This window comes from Cellulosimicrobium cellulans (assembly GCF_001722485.1).
Lineage (GTDB): Bacteria > Actinomycetota > Actinomycetes > Actinomycetales > Cellulomonadaceae > Cellulosimicrobium > Cellulosimicrobium cellulans_A.
The window spans coordinates 1-20,725 of the sequence record NZ_LWGL01000046.1 but is presented as its reverse complement, the minus strand read 5'-3'; the positions used below and the strand labels follow the sequence as shown (position 1 = coordinate 20,725).

25 protein-coding genes and 1 pseudogene are annotated in these 20,725 nt (G+C 73.0%); 4 read left to right on the top strand and 22 right to left on the bottom strand.

Annotation, left to right across the window (positions count from 1 at the left end):
• Positions 1 to 93: 93 nt before the first annotated feature.
• The 14 genes from JZ5iCDA_RS07615 to JZ5iCDA_RS07550 form a co-directional block, all read right to left on the bottom strand.
• Positions 94 to 474 carry a hypothetical protein gene (locus tag JZ5iCDA_RS07615; protein ID WP_139123013.1) on the bottom strand — a complete coding sequence of 127 codons (381 nt, stop codon included), beginning with the start codon at positions 472 to 474 and terminating at the stop codon, positions 94 to 96.
• Positions 464 to 1,576, bottom strand: a complete 1,113-nt coding sequence (gene fliG / locus JZ5iCDA_RS07610) for a flagellar motor switch protein FliG (RefSeq protein ID WP_083259769.1) — start codon at positions 1,574 to 1,576, stop codon at positions 464 to 466. Before fliG ends, JZ5iCDA_RS07615 begins: the two co-directional genes overlap by 11 nt.
• Positions 1,576 to 3,189 (bottom strand): flagellar basal-body MS-ring/collar protein FliF, encoded by a 1,614-nt coding sequence (gene fliF, locus JZ5iCDA_RS07605; protein ID WP_069386625.1) that lies wholly within the window; start codon positions 3,187 to 3,189, stop codon positions 1,576 to 1,578. Before fliF ends, fliG begins: the two co-directional genes overlap by 1 nt.
• Positions 3,190 to 3,191: 2 nt before the next feature.
• On the bottom strand, positions 3,192 to 3,521 hold the full coding sequence (gene fliE / locus JZ5iCDA_RS07600) for a flagellar hook-basal body complex protein FliE (RefSeq protein ID WP_083259771.1): 330 nt from the start codon (positions 3,519 to 3,521) through the stop codon (positions 3,192 to 3,194).
• 5 nt (positions 3,522 to 3,526) lie between these two features.
• The gene (locus JZ5iCDA_RS07595; protein WP_069386624.1) at positions 3,527 to 3,919 is read right to left on the bottom strand and encodes a flagellar basal body rod protein FlgC; all 393 of its coding nucleotides are present in this window, start codon (positions 3,917 to 3,919) and stop codon (positions 3,527 to 3,529) included.
• Between the two features lies 1 nt (position 3,920).
• Complete coding sequence (locus tag JZ5iCDA_RS07590) at positions 3,921 to 4,262, bottom strand: flagellar basal body rod protein FlgB (protein WP_069386623.1); 342 nt, start codon at positions 4,260 to 4,262, stop codon at positions 3,921 to 3,923.
• A 52-nt stretch (positions 4,263 to 4,314) separates the two neighbouring features.
• Positions 4,315 to 4,677, bottom strand: a complete 363-nt coding sequence (locus tag JZ5iCDA_RS07585) for a hypothetical protein (RefSeq protein WP_069386622.1) — start codon at positions 4,675 to 4,677, stop codon at positions 4,315 to 4,317.
• Positions 4,667 to 5,089 (bottom strand): flagellar export chaperone FliS, encoded by a 423-nt coding sequence (gene fliS / locus JZ5iCDA_RS07580; RefSeq protein ID WP_069386621.1) that lies wholly within the window; start codon positions 5,087 to 5,089, stop codon positions 4,667 to 4,669. Before fliS ends, JZ5iCDA_RS07585 begins: the two co-directional genes overlap by 11 nt.
• Positions 5,090 to 5,115: 26 nt before the next feature.
• A complete protein-coding gene (gene fliD / locus JZ5iCDA_RS07575; protein ID WP_069386620.1) occupies positions 5,116 to 6,489 on the bottom strand; it encodes a flagellar filament capping protein FliD in 1,374 nt (457 codons plus the stop codon).
• A gap of 117 nt (positions 6,490 to 6,606) precedes the next feature.
• Complete coding sequence (locus tag JZ5iCDA_RS07570; protein WP_069386619.1) at positions 6,607 to 7,437, bottom strand: flagellin; 831 nt, start codon at positions 7,435 to 7,437, stop codon at positions 6,607 to 6,609.
• Positions 7,438 to 7,654: 217 nt separating this feature from the next.
• Positions 7,655 to 8,512 (bottom strand): flagellin, encoded by an 858-nt coding sequence (locus JZ5iCDA_RS07565; protein WP_069386618.1) that lies wholly within the window; start codon positions 8,510 to 8,512, stop codon positions 7,655 to 7,657.
• 235 nt (positions 8,513 to 8,747) lie between these two features.
• Positions 8,748 to 9,608, bottom strand: a complete 861-nt coding sequence (locus JZ5iCDA_RS07560; RefSeq protein WP_069386617.1) for a flagellin — start codon at positions 9,606 to 9,608, stop codon at positions 8,748 to 8,750.
• A gap of 146 nt (positions 9,609 to 9,754) precedes the next feature.
• Complete coding sequence (locus JZ5iCDA_RS07555; RefSeq protein WP_069386616.1) at positions 9,755 to 10,618, bottom strand: flagellin; 864 nt, start codon at positions 10,616 to 10,618, stop codon at positions 9,755 to 9,757.
• 133 nt (positions 10,619 to 10,751) lie between these two features.
• Complete coding sequence (locus JZ5iCDA_RS07550; RefSeq protein ID WP_069386615.1) at positions 10,752 to 11,552, bottom strand: sigma-70 family RNA polymerase sigma factor; 801 nt, start codon at positions 11,550 to 11,552, stop codon at positions 10,752 to 10,754.
• Positions 11,553 to 11,764: 212 nt separating this feature from the next.
• On the opposite strand from JZ5iCDA_RS07550, the gene JZ5iCDA_RS07545 reads away from it, so the two are divergent.
• From JZ5iCDA_RS07545 to fliW, 4 genes are read left to right on the top strand one after another with little or no spacing between them, the layout of a single operon-like run.
• Entirely contained in the window at positions 11,765 to 12,253 is a 489-nt protein-coding gene (locus tag JZ5iCDA_RS07545) for a flagellar protein FlgN (RefSeq protein ID WP_083259768.1), read from the top strand.
• Positions 12,254 to 12,264: 11 nt separating this feature from the next.
• On the top strand, positions 12,265 to 13,686 hold the full coding sequence (gene flgK / locus JZ5iCDA_RS07540) for a flagellar hook-associated protein FlgK (RefSeq protein ID WP_069386614.1): 1,422 nt from the start codon (positions 12,265 to 12,267) through the stop codon (positions 13,684 to 13,686).
• Between the two features lie 25 nt (positions 13,687 to 13,711).
• Entirely contained in the window at positions 13,712 to 14,587 is an 876-nt protein-coding gene (gene flgL / locus JZ5iCDA_RS07535) for a flagellar hook-associated protein FlgL (protein WP_253182002.1), read from the top strand.
• Positions 14,587 to 14,952 carry a flagellar assembly protein FliW gene (gene fliW / locus JZ5iCDA_RS07530; protein ID WP_069386613.1) on the top strand — a complete coding sequence of 122 codons (366 nt, stop codon included), beginning with the start codon at positions 14,587 to 14,589 and terminating at the stop codon, positions 14,950 to 14,952. The genes flgL and fliW overlap by 1 nt, the downstream gene beginning before the upstream one ends.
• A gap of 96 nt (positions 14,953 to 15,048) precedes the next feature.
• On the opposite strand, the gene JZ5iCDA_RS07525 is transcribed toward fliW, so the two are convergent.
• The 8 genes and pseudogenes from JZ5iCDA_RS07525 to JZ5iCDA_RS07490 form a co-directional block, all read right to left on the bottom strand.
• Complete coding sequence (locus JZ5iCDA_RS07525; protein ID WP_069386612.1) at positions 15,049 to 15,537, bottom strand: hypothetical protein; 489 nt, start codon at positions 15,535 to 15,537, stop codon at positions 15,049 to 15,051.
• A gap of 34 nt (positions 15,538 to 15,571) precedes the next feature.
• Entirely contained in the window at positions 15,572 to 15,934 is a 363-nt protein-coding gene (locus JZ5iCDA_RS07520) for a response regulator (protein WP_069386611.1), read from the bottom strand.
• Positions 15,931 to 16,401: a chemotaxis protein CheX gene (locus JZ5iCDA_RS07515; protein WP_069386610.1), complete on the bottom strand. Its 471-nt coding sequence runs from the start codon at positions 16,399 to 16,401 to the stop codon at positions 15,931 to 15,933. Before JZ5iCDA_RS07515 ends, JZ5iCDA_RS07520 begins: the two co-directional genes overlap by 4 nt.
• Positions 16,398 to 16,781: a response regulator gene (locus tag JZ5iCDA_RS07510; RefSeq protein ID WP_069386609.1), complete on the bottom strand. Its 384-nt coding sequence runs from the start codon at positions 16,779 to 16,781 to the stop codon at positions 16,398 to 16,400. Before JZ5iCDA_RS07510 ends, JZ5iCDA_RS07515 begins: the two co-directional genes overlap by 4 nt.
• Positions 16,778 to 17,590 (bottom strand): CheR family methyltransferase, encoded by an 813-nt coding sequence (locus JZ5iCDA_RS07505; RefSeq protein ID WP_069386608.1) that lies wholly within the window; start codon positions 17,588 to 17,590, stop codon positions 16,778 to 16,780. Before JZ5iCDA_RS07505 ends, JZ5iCDA_RS07510 begins: the two co-directional genes overlap by 4 nt.
• Positions 17,587 to 18,654 (bottom strand): protein-glutamate methylesterase/protein-glutamine glutaminase, encoded by a 1,068-nt coding sequence (locus tag JZ5iCDA_RS07500; RefSeq protein ID WP_069386607.1) that lies wholly within the window; start codon positions 18,652 to 18,654, stop codon positions 17,587 to 17,589. The genes JZ5iCDA_RS07505 and JZ5iCDA_RS07500 overlap by 4 nt, the downstream gene beginning before the upstream one ends.
• 78 nt (positions 18,655 to 18,732) lie before the next feature.
• Positions 18,733 to 20,334, bottom strand: coding sequence for a methyl-accepting chemotaxis protein (locus JZ5iCDA_RS07495; RefSeq protein ID WP_069386606.1), 1,602 nt, complete (start codon positions 20,332 to 20,334; stop codon positions 18,733 to 18,735).
• A 131-nt stretch (positions 20,335 to 20,465) separates the two neighbouring features.
• Positions 20,466 to 20,725, bottom strand: a pseudogene (locus JZ5iCDA_RS07490) (methyl-accepting chemotaxis protein); the annotation flags it as partial.

The following is a 20,725-nucleotide window of genomic DNA, read 5'->3' as shown; positions in this document are numbered from 1 at the left end:
TGGTCGCGCGGCTGGCGCGTCAGCCGGCCGCGCGCAGGCGCAGCGAGTTCCCGACGACGATCACCGAGCTCGCCGCCATCGCGGCGCCGGCGATCATCGGGTTGAGCAGGCCGGCCGCCGCGAGCGGTCCGCGAGCTGGAAGCCGACGATCGACTCGGCGAGGTCGAGCGCTCCGCGGACCGTGGCGTCCTGCGCCTCGGCGACCACGGGCACGGTCCGCTCGCCGAGGGCCTTGGCGGCCTCGCGCAGGACGGCGAGCGCGCGCTCCGTGCGCGCCGCCTGCTCGGCGGTGCGCCGGGCGTGGTCCTCCTCGAGCTGCGCGCGCAGGCGCAGCGACTCCTCCTGCGCCGCGCGCGCACCTGCCGCGTACCCGGCGGCGTAGCCACGCGCGGAGGCCGACGTCTCCATCTCCTGCAGGCGGGCGCTGCGCAGGACCGGGACGGCCTGCGGCACGAACTGGGTGTCAGTAGACAAGCTCGTCTCCGTCCGTGCGGTGGATCGTGATCTTCTCGTCGGCCTCGAGGTCGCGGACGATGCGGACGATCTCGGCCCGCGCCTCCTCGACCTGGCTCATGCGCACGCCGCCGAGACCCTTGACCTCGTCGTCGAGGAGGGCACGGTTGCGCTCGGAGATGTTCTTCGTGATCGTCTCGACGACGCGGTTCGAGGTGCCCTTCATCGCGAGCGCGAGGACGGACATCTCCACGCCGCGCAGGATGACCTGGACGTCGCGCGCCTCGAACGACGCGATGTCCTCGAACGTGAGCATCCGCGAGCGGACCTCCTCGGCGAGCTGCGGGTCGCGCGCCTCGAGCCCCTCCAGGACGGCCTTCTCGGTCGCGGCGTCGGAGCGGTTGATGATGTCGACCAGCGGCTGGACCCCGCCGATGATCTCGACCGGCTGGCGCGGGGTGATGCTCGCGCCCATGCGCGTGCGGAACTGCTCGGAGACGAGCTTGACCGCCTCCGGCGACGCGGTGCCCATCGTCGCGAGGGCCTGCGCGACGTCCGTGCGGTACTCGTCGGCGAGGTTGGCCAGCACCGACGACGCGGCGCCCGAGCCGAGGTGCGCGAGCACGAGCGCGACGGTCTGCGGGTGCTCGCCGTCGAGCAGCGACACGATCTGCCCGGGGTCGGTCCCGTCGAGGTACTCGAACGCCTTGCCCTGCATGCTCGACACGAGCCGGTCGACGACGTCCGCCGCCCGGTCGGCGCCCAGGGACGCCTCGAGCAGCCCGACCGCGAAGTCCTTGCCGCCGCGCGGGCGCGGGTTGCCGGACAGCGCCATGTCGTAGAACTCGTCGAGCGCCGCGACCGCGAGGTCGGCGTCGACGACCTGCGTGCGCATGATCTCGGCGGCGACCTCGCCGGCCTCCTCCTCGGAGAACAGCGACATGATCGTCGCGGCACGCTCCTGGGTCATCTGCATGAGGACCAGCGCGACCTTCTGCACGCCGCTCATCGCGGCGACCTTCCGCGCCGCCTCCACCGAGGCGGGGGTCGCCGCGACCGGCGCCGTCGAGGCGCCGGCGTCGGACGCCGGCGCGGTCGTCGGCTCCGCCGTGGCCACGCTCATCAGGACACCCCCGCCCGGTCCTCGGCGAGGAGCACCCGCAGGTACTCCGCCGTCTTGTCCGGGTCGGCCGCGGCGAGCGCGTCCACCTCGGCGCGGCGCTGGTCGACGCTCGAGAACCGCGGCGTCGGCGGCTGGATCTGCGGGCGCTCGGGCGCGGGCTCGAGCTCGACGTCGCCGGCCCCGGCGGGCAGCGCGGCGAACTCGTCGTCCGCCGCGCCGAGGAGCTCGAGGTTGCCGATGTCCACCGTCTCGCGGCGCTCGCGACGCCGACGCGAGCGGCGCCACAGGGCGAGGACGAGCAGGGCGGCGACGAGCACGCCTCCCACGATCGCGACGGTCCGCAGCAGCTGCGCCTGGCGCTCGGCCGCCGCGGCCTCCTCGGCGGCGGCGAGCGCGGCCTGCGCCTCCTCCGCGGCCGTGTCGTCGAACGGCAGCACCTGGACCTCGACGGCGTCCCCGCGCTCGGGGTCGATCCCCGCCGCCGCGGCCACGAGGCCGTTGATCGCGTTGATGTTCATCGCGCCCGCGGCCTCGGCGTCGAGCGCGACGGAGACCGTCTGGCGGTTGAGCACGCCGGCCGGGGTCGTCGTCGTCTCGGTGACCTTGTCGATGGCGTTGTTGCGCGTCGTGTCCTCGGACGTGTACGTGGCGTCGCCGTCGCCGCCGCCCGGGACGGCGATGTTGTCGGGGCCGAGCACGCCCGCCGCGGCCGCGCCGCCCCCGGTGTACTCCTCCGTCGTGGTCGCCTCGTTGAGCACCGGGGCGTCCTCGGGCGTGCCGAAGGTCTCCTCGAGCCGCTCGGAGCTCGCGAGGTCCATCTCGGCGGTCACCGCGACGGTCGAGTTCCCCACGCCGACGACCTGGTCGAGCATCGCCTGGACCTGCTGCGCGACCTTCTGCTCGTACTCGCTCGCCTGCTGCCCGGTGGAGCGCGTGCCGACGCCCACCTCCGAGAGCACCTCGCCGTCGGCGCCGACGACCGCCACGTCGGTCGGGGCCATGCCGTCGATCGACGCGGAGACGAGGTGCACGACGGCATCGACCTGGTCGGGCGTGAGCGTCGCACCGCGCGAGGGCGCGAGGAACACGGAGGCGGTCGGCGTCGCCCTCTGCTCGGCGAACACCGTCTCCTCGGGGATCGCGAGCTGGACGGACGCCGTCTCCACCGCGTCCATCGCGGAGATCGTGCGCGCGAGCTCGCCCTCGAGCGCGCGCTTGTACGTCACGTCCTGCTGGAACTCGCTCGACGTCACGCCCATCTCGTCCAGGAGCGAGTAGCCGCCCGTCGGCTCGTCGGCGGGCAGCCCCGCGGAGGCGGCCGTCAGGCGCTGCTCGTACACCTGCTCCTCGGGCACGAGGACCGTCGACCCGCCGTCGGTGAGCTCGTACGGCACGCCCTGCGAGCGCAGCTGCTCGACGACGGCCGACGCGTCCGCGCTCGAGAGCCCGGAGAACAGCGGCGTGAGGGTCGGCCGCGACGCCCACGAGACGAGGGCGACGACCCCGACGACGAGGATCGCGAGGGCCAGCACGGCGAGCGTGCGCTGCGCGATGGTGAAGTCCCGGACCGCGCCGAACGCGCGCCCGAACGACGACTTGATCTTCTCGGGCATCGTCAGGCCTGCATCCTCATGATCTCGTTGAACGCGTCGACGGCCTTGTTGCGCACGGCCGCGACGAGCTCCAGGGTCGTCTGGGCGCGGGTGGAGGCGATGGTCGCCCGGTGGACGTCCTCGAGGTCCCCGGTCACGGCCGCGACGGCGAGCTCGTTGGAGGCCGCCTGCAGCTGCTGGGTGCTGTCGACGGCGCCGCCGAGCACCTCGGCGAACGCGGTCGCGCCGGCGGCGCCGGCCTGGTCGGCGCGGTCCGGACCGGCGAGGTCGGGCAGGGTGACGCCCGCGAGGTAGCCGGTGGCGGACGTGGGCTCCACGGAGGAGAGGGGCACGGTGCTCACTTCCCGATCTGCAGGGCTGCTTCGTAGGCCGTCTTCGCGCGGTCGACCACCGCGGCGCTCGCCTGGTACCCGCGCTGGGCCATGATCAGGTGGCCCATCTGCTCGGACAGGTCGATGTCGGGGTAGCGCACGTACCCGTCCGCGTCGGCGAGCGGGTGGTTCGGCTCGTACGTGAGCCGCCCCTCCTCGTCGCCCCACGCCGCACCCGCGACGTACGCGCCGGGGTTGTCGTCCCCGCCCTCGACGGCGAGCACGTACCGCGCCTGGAAGGCGACGTCGTCGGTGGCGCGCACCGTGTTGACGTTCGCGAGGTTGTCCGAGACGGCGTCGAGCCACTTGCGGTGCAGCGTCAGGCCCGTGCCGGCGATGCCGAGCGCGTCGAAGGTCATGTCAGTGCGTCCTCATCGCCACGCGCAGGGAGTTCGCCTCGCCGCCGACGGCCTGGGACGCGAACTGGTAGCGGAGCACGGTGTCGATGTTCGAGAGGGTCTCGGTGTCGAGGTTGACGTTCGAGCCGTTGAGCTGCGTGGGCTCAAGCGAGCGCTCCACGGTGAAGGCCGCGCGGCCGTCCCCGTCGCGCACCGAGGCCGCGAGGGCGGCCTCGAACTGCACGCGCCGGGCCGTGTAGCCCGGGGTGTTGATGTTGGCGACGTTCTCCGCGATCGCGCGCTGGCGGGCGGACAGCCCGTCGAGCGCGCTCTGGAGCGCGAGGGAGGTGACGGAGTCGAACACATCACGCCCTATGCACGGCCCTCGGCGGTGAGCCGTACGTCCGCGGGACGCGTCAGGCGCGGACGTCGAGGTAGGCGGCCGCGGCGGGGTCCTGGACCGTCGGCACGGACTGCAGCGCGCGTGCGTGCCGGCGGTTGCTCGCCATGGCGGCGTGCAGGCTCCCCACGGCCCCGCCGAGGCGCGCGACGACGTCGAGCGCGCGCTCCACGAGCGACGGCGGGAGCGGCCCGAGGCCTTCGGGCGGGGTCCATGCGAGGAGCCGGGCGACCGCGTCGTCGTCCGCGTCGCCGCCGGAGCCGGCGGCCATCGCCTCGAGGTCGTCGAGCACGCCGGCCCACGCCGCCGTGGCGGCGGCCCGCACCTCGTCCTGCGCTCCGGCCTGCGCCTCGGCCTCGACCGCGGTCTCAGGCGACACCGGACACCGAGCCCGGGCCGAGCGCCGCGCGCCCGTGCCCCGCGGGGAGCTGCTCCGCGGCCTGGCGCCACGTCTCCTGGAGCGGCACGACGAGCTCGAGGACCTCGTGCGTGCGGGCGATGTCGCGGTGGACGTTCGCCGCGACGAGCGCCTCGTGCATGTAGAGGTAGAGCGCCATGAGGTCCTCTGCGCCGTCCCACACGGTGGTGTCGAGGGAGCCCATGAGCTCGGCGACGATCGCCTGCGCGTGCAGGAGCTGCTCGGACGCGGCGGACCACCGCTCCTCCCCTTGCGCCGTCTCGGCCCGGCGCAGGTCGAGGACGAGCCGGTCGTACAGCATGGTGAGCAGGCGCGCGGGGGACGCGGTGAGGACGGCGTCACGCCCGTAGGCGCTGTGGGCGAGGTGGGTCACGGGTGCTCCTCGGAGGGACGGGCGGCTCAGTTGGTGCGCTGCTGCGGGGTCAGCGCCGCGAGCTGCCCCGTCAGCCACTGCTGCTGCGAGTCCAGCTTCGCGAGCTGCACCTCCATCGCCACGAACTGCGAGGTGAGGCGCGCGCGGCGCTGGGCGAGGCGCTGGTCCCACCCGGCGATCTGGTCGTCGATGCGCCGCGCGTCCGTCTCGCGGTTCTGGATGGACGTCGTGAGCTGCCCGTCGTACTTGTCGGACAGCGTCTCGGCCGCCTCCTGCACGCGCGTGGCCACCTGCGAGAAGAGCGACGTCGCGGCGTCCGGGTCCTCGGCGAGGGCGGTCTTGAGCTTCTCGGCGTCGAACGTGACCTCGCCGTAGCGGGTGATCTCGATACCGATGGTCGACAGGGAGGTGTCGTCGACAGGGTAGGTGATGGCGTCGAGCAGGGTCTGGCGCGCGGAGCGCACGACCGACTCGCCGGCGAGCGTGGCGCCCGACGTGCCGCCGTCGGAGCCGATGGTGACCTTCGTCTGCGCGGCGATGCGCGACAGGATCGCGGACACCGCGTCGACGAGTCCCTGCACGGTGGCGGCGCGGGCGTCGGCGTCCTCGCCGACGGTGAGGGTGACCGGGTCGGCGGACGCCTTCGAGACGGTGACGTCCACGCCCGGCAGCAGGTCGGTGAAGGTCGCCGAGCTCGACGTGACGGTCTGCTCCGCGTCGGTGCCCGCCCAGAGGCGGACGGAGGAGTCGGCGGCGGCCGTGACCGTCGCGGCGCCCGGGGCGGCCAGCAGGTCGGTCGCGGTGCCGGCGTCCACCTCCGCGGCGGTGCCGGCGTGGAAGGAGAACGCGCTCGCCTCGCCGGTCGCGGTCGCGGTCAGCTGCAGGCGGTAGAGGCTCGCGCCCGTGCCGGGGTCGGTCCCGGCGGCGACCTTGACGGCGCGCACTCCCCCGTCGGCGGCGTTGATCGCGGCGACGACGTCGTCGAGCGAGGTCGAGTCCGCCGTGATCTCGGTGTGGTTCCCGTCGGCGTCCGTGAGCGTGAAGCGCGTGCCCGACGCCGCGGACATCGCGGCCGTGACGGACTTCTGCGCGGCGGCGACCGTGTCGACGACGACGTCCAGGCTGCCCGCGCTCGCGCCCGCGCCGGCGGTGACGGTGACCGAGTCCGAGGAGCTGGTGCCCGTGAACTTCGCGAGCGCGTCGCTCTTCGCGAGCTCCTCCGCCGTCTTGGCGAGGGCGGCGATGCGCGCGTTGAGGTCCTGCAGGGCGGTGATCTCGTTGCGCTGCGTCTTGACCTTGGCCTGGAGCTGCAGCTGCGGGATCGACTCGACCTGGATGAGCTGGTCCACGATGGCGGCGGTGTCGAGGTTGCTCGACAGGCCGGAGAAGGAGATGCTCACGCGGGTCGCCTCCAGGTGCGCGGGGTGTACGGGGTGGTAGCGGTGACGGGTGGGACGGGGCCTGCACCCGACGGGCGGCGCGGAGGTCGGTCCGGGCCGCCCGCCGGGTGGTCAGGGTCAGCCGAGGAGCTGGAGCACGCCCGCGGTCGACTGGTTGGCCTGGGCGAGCATCGCCGTGCCGGCCTGCGCGAGGATGTTCGTGCGCGAGTAGTTCATCATCTCCTTGGCCATGTCGACGTCGCGGATGCGCGACTCCGCCGAGGTCAGGTTCTCGGCGGCGACGTTGATGTTGGAGATCGCGTACTCGAGACGGTTCTGCGTCGCACCGAGGTCCGAGCGCGCCGTGGAGACGGCCGTCAGGGCGGTGTCGACGAGCTCGATCGCCGCCTGCGCGTTGGCGGCGGTGTCGACCGTCAGCGTCAGCGGCGTGAGGATCGTCTCGAGGTCGTTCGTGGTGAGGTCGATGGTGATGGTGTTGCCGTCACCGGTGCCCTCGGCGCCGACCTGGACGCTGAGGTCCGTCGCGGCCGCGTCCAGCAGGTTGGTGCCGTTGAAGTTGGTCGAGTCGACGATGCGGTCGAGCTCGCCCTTCAGCTCGTCGATCTCCGACTTGATCGCCGTGCGCGCGTCGGCGTTGTTCGTGTCGTTGGCCGCCTGCACCGACAGGTCGCGCATGCGCTGCAGGATCGACTGCGCCTCGCCGAGCGCACCCTCAGCGGTCTGCACGACCGAGATGCCGTCCTGCGCGTTGCGCGCCGCGACCGCGTAGCCGTTGACCTGCGCACGCAGGCCCTCGGCGATCGACAGGCCCGCGGCGTCGTCCGCCGCACGGTTGATCCGCAGACCCGAGGACAGCTTCTCGAGCGACTTGCTCTGGCTCGCCTGGGTCGTGGTGAGGTTCCGGTACGTGTTGAGTGCCGAGACGTTGGTGTTGACGCTGAAGCCCATGAGAAGTCCTCCGTGAGACGGGCGGTCGGATGATCCCCCAGCCCATCCGTGGGCCGGTCACCGAGCACTGTCGGCACCGGGCGCGCGCTCGTGGCCGACGAGTTTGGGCGCGTGCCACGGGACGCCGAGACCCCCCACGACGAACGGCGCCGCACCGGAGCGGTGCGACGCCGTTCGGGGCCCGGCCCGACCGGGGTCGGGCGAGCGGTGGCCAGGATCAGCCGAGGAGCTGCAGGACCCCCGCCGTGGACTGGTTGGCCTGGGCGAGCATCGCCGTGCCGGCCTGCGCGAGGATGTTCGTGCGCGAGTAGTTCATCATCTCCTTGGCCATGTCGACGTCGCGGATGCGCGACTCCGCCGAGGTCAGGTTCTCGGCGGCGACGTTGATGTTGGAGATCGCGTACTCGAGACGGTTCTGCGTCGCACCGAGGCCCGAGCGAGCCGTCGAGACCGCCGTGAGGGCGGTGTCGATGGCCTCGATGGACGCCTGGGCGCCCGCGGCCGTGTCGACGGCGAGCGAGCTGCCGCCGGCGCCGGCGTCGTAGATGCCGGCCTCGATGACCGTCTGCAGGTCGTTCGTCGTCAGGTCGATCGTGATGGTGTTGCCGTCGCCCGCACCCTCGGCGCCCACCTGGACGGTGAGGTCGACGGCGGCCGCGGTGAGCAGGTTCGTGCCGTTGAAGTTGGTCGAGTCGACGATGCGGTCGAGCTCGTTCGCGAGCTCGTCCAGCTCCGACTTGATCGCCGTGCGCGCGTCGGCGTTGTTCGTGTCGTTGGCCGCCTGCACCGACAGGTCACGCATGCGCTGCAGGATCGACTGCGCCTCGCCGAGCGCACCCTCAGCGGTCTGCACGACCGAGATGCCGTCCTGCGCGTTGCGCGCCGCGACCGCGTAGCCGTTCACCTGGGCCTTGAGCCCCTCGGCGATCGACAGACCCGCGGCGTCGTCCGCCGCACGGTTGATCCGCAGACCCGAGGACAGCTTCTCGAGCGACTTGCTCTGGCTCGCCTGGGTGGTGGTGAGGTTCCGGTACGTGTTGAGTGCCGAGACGTTGGTGTTGACGCTGAAGCCCATGAGACGTCCTCCGTGAGACGGGCGGTCGGATGATCCCCCAGCCCATCCGTGGGCCGGTCACCCACGACTCTCGGCAGGAGCGCCCGACCGGTGGGGCACGAGTTCCACCGGTCGCGGACTTCACCCGCTGGTCCCCCGGTCGAGGGGCCGCAGCACGACGGACGGCGCCGCACCGTACCGGTGCGACGCCGTCCGCAAGTGTCCTGCCGTCCCTCGTCCGCAGGGACGGGGCGGGTCAGCCGAGGAGCTGCAGGACCCCCGCCGTGGACTGGTTGGCCTGGGCGAGCATCGCCGTGCCGGCCTGCGCGAGGATGTTCGTGCGCGAGTAGTTCATCATCTCCTTGGCCATGTCGACGTCGCGGATGCGCGACTCCGCCGAGGTCAGGTTCTCGGCGGCGACGTTGATGTTGGAGATCGCGTACTCGAGACGGTTCTGCGTGGCACCGAGGCCCGAGCGAGCCGTCGAGACCGCCGTGAGGGCGGTGTCGATGGTCTCGATCGCCGTCTGGGCGTTCGCCGCCGTGTCGACCGTCACCGTGGCCCCGGGGGTGCCCGCGGTGTGGATGCCGGCGCCGAGGATCGCCTGCAGGTTGTTGGTCGTGAGGTCGATGGTGATGGTGTTGCCACCGCCGGCCACGCCCTCCGCGCCGACCTGGACGCTGAGGTCGGTCGCCGTGTCGTCGAGCAGGTTGGTGCCGTTGAAGTTCGTCGAGTCGACGATGCGGCCCAGCTCGTTCGCGAGCTCGTCCAGCTCCGACTTGATCGCCGTGCGCGCGTCGGCGTTGTTCGTGTCGTTGGCCGCCTGCACCGACAGGTCGCGCATGCGCTGCAGGATCGACTGCGCCTCGCCGAGCGCACCCTCAGCGGTCTGCACGACCGAGATGCCGTCCTGCGCGTTGCGCGCCGCGACCGCGTAGCCGTTGACCTGCGCACGCAGGCCCTCGGCGATCGACAGGCCCGCGGCGTCGTCCGCCGCACGGTTGATCCGCAGACCCGAGGACAGCTTCTCGAGCGACTTGCTCTGGCTCGCCTGGGTCGTGGTGAGGTTCCGGTACGTGTTGAGTGCCGAGACGTTGGTGTTGACGCTGAAGCCCATGAGAAGTCCTCCGTGAGACGGGCGGTCGGATGATCCCCCAGCCCATCCGTGGGCCGGTCACCCACGACTCTCGGCAGGGCCGCCGTCCCCGTGGGCGACGGCGCCGGTGAGGGCCCCGTTTTCACCCGGGCCCACCCAGGCCTGCGTCAGCCGAGGAGCTGCAGGACCGAGGACGGCGCCTGGTTCGCCTGGGCGAGCATCGCCGTGCCGGCCTGCGCGAGGAGGCCCAGCCGCGCGTCGTCGCGCGCCTCCTTCGCCATGTCGGCGTCCCGGATCGCCGACTCGGCGGCCCGCAGGTTCTGCGTCGTCCCGCTCGCGACCTGCGCCGCGTACTCGATGCGGTTGATCGTCGCGCCCATGCGCGAGCGCTCCTCGGACACGCGCGAGATCGCCTGGTCGATGGCCTCGACCGCCGCACGCGAGGTCTCGTGCGCCGCCTCGGGGTCGCCGTCCCCGGTGAGGCTCACGCTCAGCGCGCCCGTGCCCGCGACGAGCACCGACGTGACGGCCCACGTCACGCGCGGGAGCTGCACCGCGATCGTCGACGCCGCGTCGCCCTCGGAGCCCACCTGGAACGTCACCGTCGGCTCGCTGTGCAGGAGGAGGTCGCCGTTGAAGCTGGCCTCGTTGTGCGCGCGGCTCACCTCCGCGGCGAGGGCGCCGAGCTCCGCCTCGAGGGCCGCGCGGGCGTCGGGGCCGTTGGTGTCCGACGCCGCCTGGAGCGCGAGGTCGCGCATGCGGTGCAGCAGGTCGTGGATGCCGTCCAGCGCGCCGTCGGCGGTCTGGAGCATCGCGACGGCGTCGGCCGCGTTGCGCTGGGCGACGGCGCTGCCGTTGGCCTGGGCGCGCAGCCCCTCCGCCGTCGTGAGGCCGGCGCTGTCGTCCGCGGCCTCGTTGATCCGCAGCCCCGACGCGAGCCGCTCCGCGGACTCGTCCTTCGCGCGGTGGGTGACCGAGAGCTGGCGGTAGCCCGCGTTCGCCGCCACGTTCGTCACGATCGAGAAGCCCACGTTCCCTCGTCCCTTCGTCTCGGCCCCGCGGGGCCCGGGTGACCCGGAGCCGACGACGGCTCGTCACCGGGGACTGTCGGCTCGCCGCACGCCGTGGTGGCCCGCGGTCTCGCGCCCCCGTCGGGAGCGGCCGTCAGGACGCCGCGGGGACGTCCCAGGCCGCGCGCTGCGTGGCGCCACCGGCGACGCGCTCGCCGACCTCGGCGAGGTATTCGCGCCGCCGGGCCGACAGCGGCGCGGCGGGCGTCCTCGTCTCGTGGTCCGGGTAGTGCGCCTGGAGGCCCTCGCGCAGCAGGCGGACGGCCTCGATGCGCGCGTGCGACACCGTGGAGTGGCCGATCCCGAGCTCCTCGGCGAGCTCGCCCACGCTGCGCCCGGCGAAGTAGACCTGCTCGACGATGTAGCGCAGCTGCGACGGCAGGGCGGCGACCGCCTCGCGCACCACGTGGCGCTCCTCGACCGCGAGCACCTGCTCCTCGGGGTTCGGCGCGTCGAGCACGACGTGCTCGTACGTGGCGTCCTCCATGGCGACGATCGACCTGCCCGCGTCGTCGCGGATCGAGCGCACCTCGGACACGGCGACGCCCATCGCCTCGGCGAGCTGCGCGTCGGTGGGCTCCCGCCCGAGCGACGCGGTGAGCGCCTGCTCCACGGCCGTCAGCTCCTTGATCCGCTTGCGCGCCGAGCGGGGCGCCCAGTCCTGGGAGCGCAGCTCGTCCGCGAGGGCGCCGACGATGCGGCGGCGCGCGTAGGCCCCGAACGGGACCCCGCGGGACGGGTCGTAGGTGCCCGCCGCGGTGGTCAGGGCGATGGCCCCCACCGACGCGAGGTCCTCGCGGGAGAGGTGGTCGGCGCGCGCGCACAGGTCCGAGACGAGGAACCCGACGAGGGCGAGGTTGTCCACGACGAGAGCGTTGCGCTCGGTGAGGTTCACGCCGGAGCACCTTTCAGCTGGGGCGCGCCCCCGGGTGCGGCACCGAGGAGGACGCTGACGAACCACGCGGCGGCGACCGCGTCGACTGCCTCCATGCGCGCAGCGCGCGCATCAGTCGCGATGTCGTCCCCCACATCGGCCGACGAGGTGCCGACAGTGCTCCCCGAGCGGGCCCGTGCCCGCCGTCGTCGCGCACGGAAGGGAGAGGCACGTTGGGCCCTCAGGAGCTGTCGACCCTGCTGTGGCGAGAGCGCGAGCTGCTCGAGATGCTGCTGTTCAAGCTCGAGGAGGAGCAGCTGCTGCTCACCGCCGGGCGCACGCGCTGGCTCGCCCACGCGAACCGCGAGGTCGAGACCGTCATGGAGAAGGTGCGCGAGGCCACGCTGGTGCGCACCGTCGCGTCCGAGAGCGTCGCCACGTCGTGGGGCCTCGAGCCCGACGTGCCGCTGCGCGAGATCGTCGCCGCGGCACCGGCCACCGGCCCGTGGCGCGAGATCTTCGAGGGGCACCTCGCCGGTCTCACCGAGCTGACCGTGCGCATCAAGACGGTCCGCGACGCCAACACCCAGTTCGTCAACCACGCCGCCCGGTCGACGCAGGAGACCCTCGCGACCCTCGGCGGCGAGGCGCGGACGTACGACGCCACCGGCGCGGCCACGTCGCAGTCCGCCGTCGCCCACCTCTTCGACACGGTCCTGTAGGGAGTCGCCCCGTGAGCTCGTTCGCCATCCTCAACTCCGCCTACCGGGGGCTCGCCGCCGCACAGGCGGGCATGGACGTCACCGGCCAGAACGTGTCCAACGTCAACACCGAGGGCTACACGCGCCAGCGCGTCCAGCAGTCGGCCGTCGCGCCGCTCGGGGAGATCGGCCTCGGCCGCCTCCCGCAGCAGACGCGCAACGGCCAGGGCGTGAACGTCGACGGCGTCGCGCGCCTCGGCGACCTCTTCCTCGAGGCGCGCGTGCGCCAGACCGCGTCGAGCGACGGCTACTCGTCCGTGCGCGCCGCCGCGTACACCTCGGTCGAGGACATCCACGGCGAGCCCTCCGACGCGGGCCTGGCGGCCGCGCTGCAGTCGTTCTGGGGCGGGTGGCAGGACGTCGCGAACTCCCCCGGCGAGGACGCGCAGGCGTGGGTCGTCATCGAGGAGGCCGGCGCGGTCGTCGGCCGGCTCGTCGACGGCCGGGCCCGCGTCGAGACGGCCTGGGACCAGGCCCGCACGACCGCCGGCGCGCTCGTCTCCGAGGTCAACACCGCCGCGGACAAGATCGCCGCCCTCAACGTGCAGATCCTCAACGCGTCGGGCCAGGGCGGGTCGGTCAACGAGCTCGTCGACCAGCGCAACCTGCTCACGAACGAGCTGGCCCGGCTCGCGGGCGCGCACACGACCACGAACCCGGACGGCACGGTCAACGTGCTGGTCGGCGGCAACTTCCTCGTCGACGGCGACCGGGTCAACCAGGTCGGCCTCGCCGGGTCGGCGTCCCTCGACGGGACCGCGGGCGACCCGGTCCGCCTCGAGTGGGCGCACCGCCCCGGCGCGGCGGTCGCGCTCGAGGGCGGCGAGCTGGCGGGGCACCTGTCGGCCATGGCGCCGGCGGGCTCCGGCGGCGTCTACGCCCAGGCCGCGGCCGGCTACGACGCGCTCGCCACGAGCATCGCCACGCAGGTCAACGCCCTGCACGCCTCGGCGCTCACGCCGTCGGGCGCCCCGGGCGGCGACTTCTTCACCTTCACGCCCGGCGTGCCGCCGGCCGCCGGCCTGCAGGTCGCCGTCACGACGCCCGACGGCGTCGCGACGGCCGCCCCGGGCCAGGGCACCCTCGACGGGTCGGTCGCCGACGCGATCGCCGGGCTCGGCGTGGCCGAGGACGGCCCCGACGCCGTGTGGTCCGCCCACGTCACGCAGCTCGCCGTGCGCTCGGCGGCCGCCGGGTACGACGCGGTGCTCGCGACGACGGCGTCGACCGCGGCGTTCAACGAGATGCTCTCCACGTCCGCGGTCTCGCTGGACGAGGAGACCGTGAACCTCATGCAGTACCAGCACGCCTACCAGGGCGCGGCCCGCGTGCTGACCGCCGTCGACGAGATGCTCGACCAGCTCATCAACCGCACCGGCCGCGTCGGCCTCTGACCGACCGGCTCGTAAGGGGAGAACCGTGCGCATCACCAACCAGATGCAGGCGTCCTACGTCACGAGGAGCCTGCAGTCCAACCTCGCCCGGATCGCCGAGCTGCAGGAGCAGGGCACGTCGGGGCGCAAGCTCGTGCGCGCCTCGAGCGACCCGTCGTCCGCCGCGGACGCGCTCACCGTGCGCAACCAGATCGCCACGGAGAAGCAGTACGAGCGCAACATCGCCAACGGCGAGGGCTGGCTCGCGACGCTCGACACGACGCTGTCCACGGTGACGGACGTCGTCCAGCGCGTGCGCGACCTCGTGCTCCAGGGCGCGTCCGACACGGCGTCGCCCGAGGCCCGCGAGGCCCTCGCCGGCGAGATCGACGAGCTGCGCGACGAGCTGCTGCGCCAGTCCAACGCGACCTACCTCGGGCGCACCGTCTTCGCGGGCACGTCCGACGAGGGCGTCGCGTTCCGCGACGACTACACGTTCACCGGCACGGGCGGCGCGCCCGTCGAGCGGCGCATCGGCGTCGACACCACCGTCCGGGTGGACGTCGACGGCGCCGCGGTGTTCGGCGAGGGCGCCACGTCGGTGTTCGCGCTGCTCGACACCGTGGCGGCCGACCTCCGTGCCGACACGAGCACGCGCGGCCACCTCGCGGCCGTCGACGCGCGCCTCGACGCCGTGCTCACCCAGCACACCACCGTGGGCGCCCGGCAGAACCAGCTCGAGCGCGCCGCGGACACCAACCTCGGGATGCGGACGAGCCTCGAGTCGCGCCGCTCCGGTCTCGAGGACGCCGACATCGCCGAGCTCGCCATCGACCTGCAGCTCAAGCAGGTCGCCTACCAGGCGACGCTGAGCATCGGCGCCAGCCTCCTGCAGCCCTCCCTCATGGACTACCTCCGCTGATGACCACGATCACCTTCGTCTCCCCTCCCCCGGGCCTCGACGCCCGCCGCTTCGAGCTGCTCGCCGAGACCGACGACGGCGTCTACACGCTCGCCGCGCTCGACGCGCCGGGCATCGAGATGCTCGTGCTCGACCCGAGCCGCTGGGTGCCGGACTACGCGCCCGCCATCCCCACGGCCGACCTCGACCGCATCGGCGCGGACGAGCAGGACCCCGTCGTCCTCGTCGTGGCGAGCGCGCGCGGCGGGGCCGTGAGCGTCAACCTCGTCGCCCCCGTGCTCGTGCACCCCGGCACGGGTGCCGCGGTCCAGACGATCCTCGAGGGCCAGGGCCACGACCTGCGCCGGGAGCTCGTCCCCGCCTGATCCCCGGCCGGCGGACCTCTCCTGCCGCTCCGACCCCCCGTACGACGAACGGCTCGCCTCGTGTCCCGAGGCGAGCCGTTCGTCGTGGTGGGGGTCCTAGCGCAGGACGACGGTCAGCGCTCCCCCGCCGTAGCCGGCGATCTCGATCGTGGCGTCGAGGCGGCGGCCGGTGCTGCGCAGGAACGACACGGGCGCGCCGGGCAGCCCGCCGCGCGTCGAGTCGAACACCTCGTCGAGCTTGAGGTGGGGCGCCCCCTCGGCGTTGAACAGCGCGGCCGTGACGTTGAGGACCTCCCCGACGTTCTCGAGCAGGACGTCGCTCAGCGCGCCGTCCGCGACGGCGTCCTTGGCCGGGGCCGGCGGCATGAGGCCGATGGCGGCGCCGAGGTACGCGCCGAGCGGCACGTCGACGGCGACGACGGCCTCCACCTGCGCGCGGTTGCTCACGTAGGTGGCGGCGATCACGCCCGGCTTCGTCTCGGGCGTCATGAGCTCGCTCGCGCGCTCGGCCGTGCAGCCACGGCCGACGAGGCCCCCGTACAGGTCGCGGAGCTCCTTGAGCTGGGGCAGGGGCGTGGGGGTCATCACTGGGGTGCTCCTCCGGGCATGAGGGGGTGGGTCAGCGGAAGTGCGGCCGCAGGGCCGTCTCGAACGTGTCGGCGTCGAACGGCTTCGCGATGAGGAACAGCGCGCCCTCGCTGTCGGCGAGCTCGCGCATCTGCGGCGAGCCCTCCGACGTGACGAACCCGAACGGGACCGTCGAGCCGGCGGCGCGCAGGGAGCGCAGGACGTCGATGCCGTTCATCTCGGGCATGTTCCAGTCGGACAGCACCAGGTCGGGGTTCTCCGACTGTGCCATGGCGAGCGCCTCCGCGCCGTCGCCGGCCTGGACGACGTCCCAGGCGCTGAAGCCGGCCTGGCGCAGGGTGCGGACGACGATCTGGCGCATGACGCGGCTGTCGTCGGCGACGAGGACCTTCACAGCTCTTCTCCGTTCTTCGGGGTCCACAGGGAGATGACGAGGGGGTCGCCGCGCCAGAGCAGGGGCTGCTCGTGGTCGGCGGGGCGGGTGGCCGTGGGGCCGGTGACGTCGACGACGGGGAGCGTCAGCGACGAGCCCTCGGGCAGCATGCCCTTGAGGTTGCCGCCGACGACGTTCGCCACCTCCCCGAGCGCGTCCTGGACGTCCTCGAGGGACGCGGCCTCGTCGTCGCCCATCTGGAGCAGGGCGCGGGCGAGGCGGTCCGCGGTGGAGCGGCCCGTGACGACGAGGGCGCGGTAGTGCGCCGGCCCGACGATGTCGACCCAGGCGTGCACCGGCTCGGCCATCGGCACGACGACGGCGTCCACGGGCGTGAGGAGGCCCGGCTCGCCGTCGATCATCGCGGTGAACAGGTCCTGGGTGATCGGGAGGACGCTCTCCGCGAGCGTCTCGTGCGTGTCGATCATGCATGTTCCTTCGTCGGTAGGAGCCCGAGCATGTCGAGCTTCGCCATGAGGGCGTCCGGGGTGAACGGCTTGATGAGGTACTCGTGCGCGCCTGCCGCGAGGGCGCGCACGATCTGGCCCTGCTCCGACTCGGTGGTGACCATCATCAGCGTGAGGTCCCGCCACTCGCGGTTCGCGCGCACGGCCTGGACGAACTCCAGGCCGTCCATGACCGGCATGTTCCAGTCGACGCACGCGAGGTCGAAGCGCTCGCCGGCCTCGAGCTTGTCGAGCGCCTCGCGGCCGTCGGCCGCCTGGTCGGTCTCGAAGCCGAGATCGTGCAGTGTCGTGGCGACGATGCGGCGCATCACACGGGCGTCGTCGATGATCAGCGCTCTCATGCGCTGCCTCCTCGGAGTCGGTAGATGGAGCCCTGCGTGACGTCGACCCGGTCCCACGCCGGGTCCACGCCGACGGTGGTCTCGGCGGCCCCCAGGACGAGGAAGCCGCCGGGTCGCACCCGGCGCCGGAGCCGGGCGAGGATCGACTGCTTGGTCGGCATGTCGAAGTAGATGAGGACGTTGCGCAGGAAGACGATGTCGAACTGCCCGGCGCCGGGCGGCGGGTCGAGCAGGTTGTGCTGCTGGAAGGTGATGCTGCTGCGCAGCGCGGCGTCGACCTCCCACTCGGCACCGACGCGCGTGAAGTTGCGCACCAGCATCGGGGCCGGCAGCCCGCGGTTGACCTCGAGCTGGCTGTACCGGCCGGTGCGGGCCCGCTCGACGACCTGGGCGTTGATGTCGGTCGCGAGGATCCGGTACCCCGAGACGCCCTCCTCGCGCAGCACCATCGCGATGCTGTACGGCTCCTGGCCGGTGGAGCACGCGGCGGACCAGATGTTGAGGCTGGTGCCCGTGCACGCCGGCAGGATCACGCGGCGCAGCGCCGTGAACGGCGTCGTGTCCCGGAACCACGAGGTCTCGTTCGTCGTCATCGCCTCGACGACGCGCACGACCTCCGTGGCCGAGCCGTTGCGGACGAAGCGCTGCACGTAGCTCTCGACGGCGTCGGGGCCCTGCAGCCCCTTCTCGCGCGCGAGGGGCCCGAGGCGGGACTCGACGAGGTACTCCTTGCCGGGCGTGAGCTGGATCGCGCTGTGCTTGCGCACGAGGTCGCTCACGTACGTGAACGACTGTGTGGAGACGGTCATGCGAGTGCCCCTTCGGTCGCGGACACCACGGCGCGCGCGACCTGATCGAGAGGAAGGACCTGGTGGGCGTGGCCCGCGGTCGTGACGGCGCCGGGCATCCCCCACACGACGGAGGTCCGCTCGTCCTGCGCGACGACGTGGCCGCCGGCGCGCGCGATCTCCCCGGCGCCGTCGCGGCCGTCGGAGCCCATGCCGGTGAGCACGAGGGCGAGGAGGTCCCCGCCGAGCACCTTGACCGCGGAACGGAACAGCACGTCCACGGCCGGGCGCGTGAAGTTCACGGGCGGGCCGTCGGTGAGCCGGGTCACGAGGCTCGCCCCCTCGCGGACGACCTCGAGGTGGCGGCCCCCGGGCGCGAGGTACGCGTGCCCGGGCTGCAGCACCTCTCCCCCGGCGGACTCGACCACGGTGGTCGGGCCCTCGCGGTCGAGGCGCTCGGCGAGCTGGCGGGTGAACACGGGCGGCATGTGCTGGACGAGGAGCATCGGCACGGGCAGCGGCGTCCGCAGGCCCGACAGGACGTGCCGCAGCGCCTCGGGGCCGCCCGTGGACGAGCCGACGACCAGCGCGCGGACCGGCCGCACGGGGGCCGGCCGGGCCCCGGGGCGCGCCGTCCCGGCCGGGGCTGCGGCGGCCACCGCGCCGGGCGTGCGCGACACGCCCCGGGGGACGAGCGCCTTGATCTTCGGGACGAGCTCGAGCCCGACGCGCTCGAGGGCGGTCTGGACGGAGCCGGCCCCGCTCGGCTTCGTGACGTAGTCCGTCGCGCCGGCCGTGAGGGCGTCGAGGGTCGCCGCGGCGCCCCGCTCGGTCAGCGTCGAGAACATGATGACGGGCATGCGACGCCCGGCCGCGCGGAGCGCACGGACCGTCTCGATGCCGTTCATCGTCGGCATCTCGATGTCGAGCGTGACGACGTCCGGGTCGAGCTGCTCGACCTTCGACAGGGCGAGCCGGCCGTCCGCCGCCGTGCCGACGACGGTGATGTCCGGGTCGCGCTCGAGGGTCTGCGACACGAGGCGTCGGATGACGACGGAGTCGTCGACCACGAGGACGCGGATCATCCTCGGCCTCCTTCGGTGCGGTGCACGACGACCGGGCGCGTCGTGCTGGGGAGAGTGGTGCTGGTCACGTGCTGGTCGTCAGAGCCGGAACCGGGAGACCTGCGCGCGCAGCTGCTCGGAGACGTGGGCGAGCTCGCCGACGGCGGTGCTCATCTGCTCCATCGTGCGGGCGTTCTCCTGCGCGCCGGCCGCGATCCCGGTGATGTTCCCCGCGATCTCGCTGGCGCCGGTGGCGGACTCCTGCACGCCGCGCGACATCTCGTTGGTCGTCGCGCTCTGCTCCTCGACCGCCGAGGCGATCGTCAGCTGGTAGTCGTTGATCTGCCCGATGATCTGCGTGATCTCGGCGATCGCACCCACGGCACCCTCGGTGTCGCCCTGGATCGCCTCCACCCGCCGCGCGATGTCCTCGGTCGCCTTCGCCGTCTCCTGCGCCAGCTCCTTGACCTCGCTGGCCACGACCGCGAAGCCCTTGCCCGCCTCACCGGCACGCGCCGCCTCGATCGTCGCGTTCAGCGCCAGCAGGTTCGTCTGCTCCGCGATCGAGGTGATCACCTTGATCACGTTCCCGATCTCCTGCGACGACGCCCCGAGCTTCTGCACGGTGTCGTTCGTCACCGCGGCCTGCTCCGTGGCCAGGTTGGCCACCTTCGCCGCCTCGTTCGAGTTCTGCGCGATCTCCCGGATCGAGGCACCCATCTGCTCCGCACCCGCCGCGACCGTCTGCACGTTCTGCGACACCTGCTCCGCCGCCGACGCGACGACGCCGGACTGCACGGCCGTCTCGTCCGAGCTGGCCGAGAACTGGGTGGCCATCCCGCCGAGCGCGCCCGCGGCGTCGGCCACGGTCTGCGCGGACTCGACCGCGCCGGAGATGAGGCCGCGCAGGTTCTCCTGCGTGCGCTCGAGGTCGACGGCGAGGCGCCCGATCTCGTCGCGCCCGGTCACGCCGGACGGGACGGTGAGGTCGCCGTCGCCGAGCGCCGACAGGCTGGCGGACACGCCGCCGATCCGGCGGACGATGCCGCGCGCCACGACGTAGGACAGGACGGCGGCCGCGACCGCGCCCAGGGCCGCGACGAGGATCGTGATGAAGATCGACTGCCCGGCGAGCTCGTCGGTGTGCGCCGCGAGCTCCGAGGCCTGCTCGCCCTGCGCCGCGGTCTCGACCTGCATCGCGTCCATCACGCCGGTCGTCAGGGGGCGGATCGTGTCGTTGAAGTACGTGGCGAAGCCGGCCGCGTCACCGGCGTCGGCCAGCGGGAAGAGCGTCTCCACCGCCGCGGCGTAGTAGGCGTCCAGCGCCTCGACGAGCGCGTCGACGTCGTCCTGGTCCACCGCGTTCGCACGGTACGCCTCGATCTGCTCGTCGAGGTCGACCTTGCGCTCCACCAGCTCGTCGACCAGCGTCGCCCGCGTCTCGGTGTCGGCGATCCCGTACTGGATGACCCGGGCGCGGTCACCCTGGTAGGCGCGCTGGATCTCGGTGAGCTGCTGCAGCGGCGTGACGTTGCCGGAGTACATCAGCGCAGCGTCGGTGCGGAGCCGCAGCATCGAGCTGAGCGCGACCGCGGTGATGACGGCGGCCACGACCACCATCACCAGCACGGACGTGAGGATCTTGACCAGCACCGGTCGGTCGGCCCATAGCCGGCGCGGTGCGCTCTGCTGCTCGCTCATCTGTTCTGCTCGCCTCTCGTGTTCTGGGGGGGTTCGGACGTTCCTGCGGGCAGCGCGGGGCGCGGCCGGAGCGGTCGCTCCGAGGGGGTCGTCGATGGTGGTGGTCGTGATGGTCCGGTGGTCTGGCGTGCTCACGTGCGGAAGCGGGAGATCTCCGCGCGCAGCTGCTCCGAGACGTGGGTGAGCTCGCCGACGGCGGTGCTCATCTGCTCCACGGTCCGGGCGTTCTCCTGGGCCCCCGACGCGATCCCGGTGATGTTCCCCGCGATCTCGCTGGCGCCGGTGGCCGACTCCTGGACGCCGCGCGACATCTCGGTCGTCGTGGCGGTCTGCTCCTCGACCGCCGAGGCGATCGTCAGCTGGTAGTCGTTGATCTGGCCGATGATGTCGG

What these genes read in the sequence shown, in the direction of transcription:
- JZ5iCDA_RS07565 (WP_069386618.1), bottom strand. Translation starts at nt 8,512, where the DNA reads ATGGGCTTCAGCGTCAACACCAACGTCTCGGCACTCAACACGTACCGG.
- JZ5iCDA_RS07495 (WP_069386606.1), bottom strand. Translation starts at nt 20,334, where the DNA reads ATGAGCGAGCAGCAGAGCGCACCGCGCCGGCTATGGGCCGACCGACCG.
- JZ5iCDA_RS07570 (WP_069386619.1), bottom strand. Translation starts at nt 7,437, where the DNA reads ATGGGCTTCAGCGTCAACACCAACGTCTCGGCACTCAACACGTACCGG.
- fliF (WP_069386625.1), bottom strand. Translation starts at nt 3,189, where the DNA reads ATGCCCGAGAAGATCAAGTCGTCGTTCGGGCGCGCGTTCGGCGCGGTC.
- JZ5iCDA_RS07525 (WP_069386612.1), bottom strand. Translation starts at nt 15,537, where the DNA reads ATGACCCCCACGCCCCTGCCCCAGCTCAAGGAGCTCCGCGACCTGTAC.
- JZ5iCDA_RS07505 (WP_069386608.1), bottom strand. Translation starts at nt 17,590, where the DNA reads ATGACCGTCTCCACACAGTCGTTCACGTACGTGAGCGACCTCGTGCGC.
- JZ5iCDA_RS07560 (WP_069386617.1), bottom strand. Translation starts at nt 9,608, where the DNA reads ATGGGCTTCAGCGTCAACACCAACGTCTCGGCACTCAACACGTACCGG.
- JZ5iCDA_RS07500 (WP_069386607.1), bottom strand. Translation starts at nt 18,654, where the DNA reads ATGATCCGCGTCCTCGTGGTCGACGACTCCGTCGTCATCCGACGCCTC.
- JZ5iCDA_RS07515 (WP_069386610.1), bottom strand. Translation starts at nt 16,401, where the DNA reads ATGATCGACACGCACGAGACGCTCGCGGAGAGCGTCCTCCCGATCACC.
- fliG (WP_083259769.1), bottom strand. Translation starts at nt 1,576, where the DNA reads ATGAGCGTGGCCACGGCGGAGCCGACGACCGCGCCGGCGTCCGACGCC.
- fliW (WP_069386613.1), top strand. Translation starts at nt 14,587, where the DNA reads ATGACCACGATCACCTTCGTCTCCCCTCCCCCGGGCCTCGACGCCCGC.
- JZ5iCDA_RS07510 (WP_069386609.1), bottom strand. Translation starts at nt 16,781, where the DNA reads ATGAGAGCGCTGATCATCGACGACGCCCGTGTGATGCGCCGCATCGTC.
- JZ5iCDA_RS07595 (WP_069386624.1), bottom strand. Translation starts at nt 3,919, where the DNA reads ATGACCTTCGACGCGCTCGGCATCGCCGGCACGGGCCTGACGCTGCAC.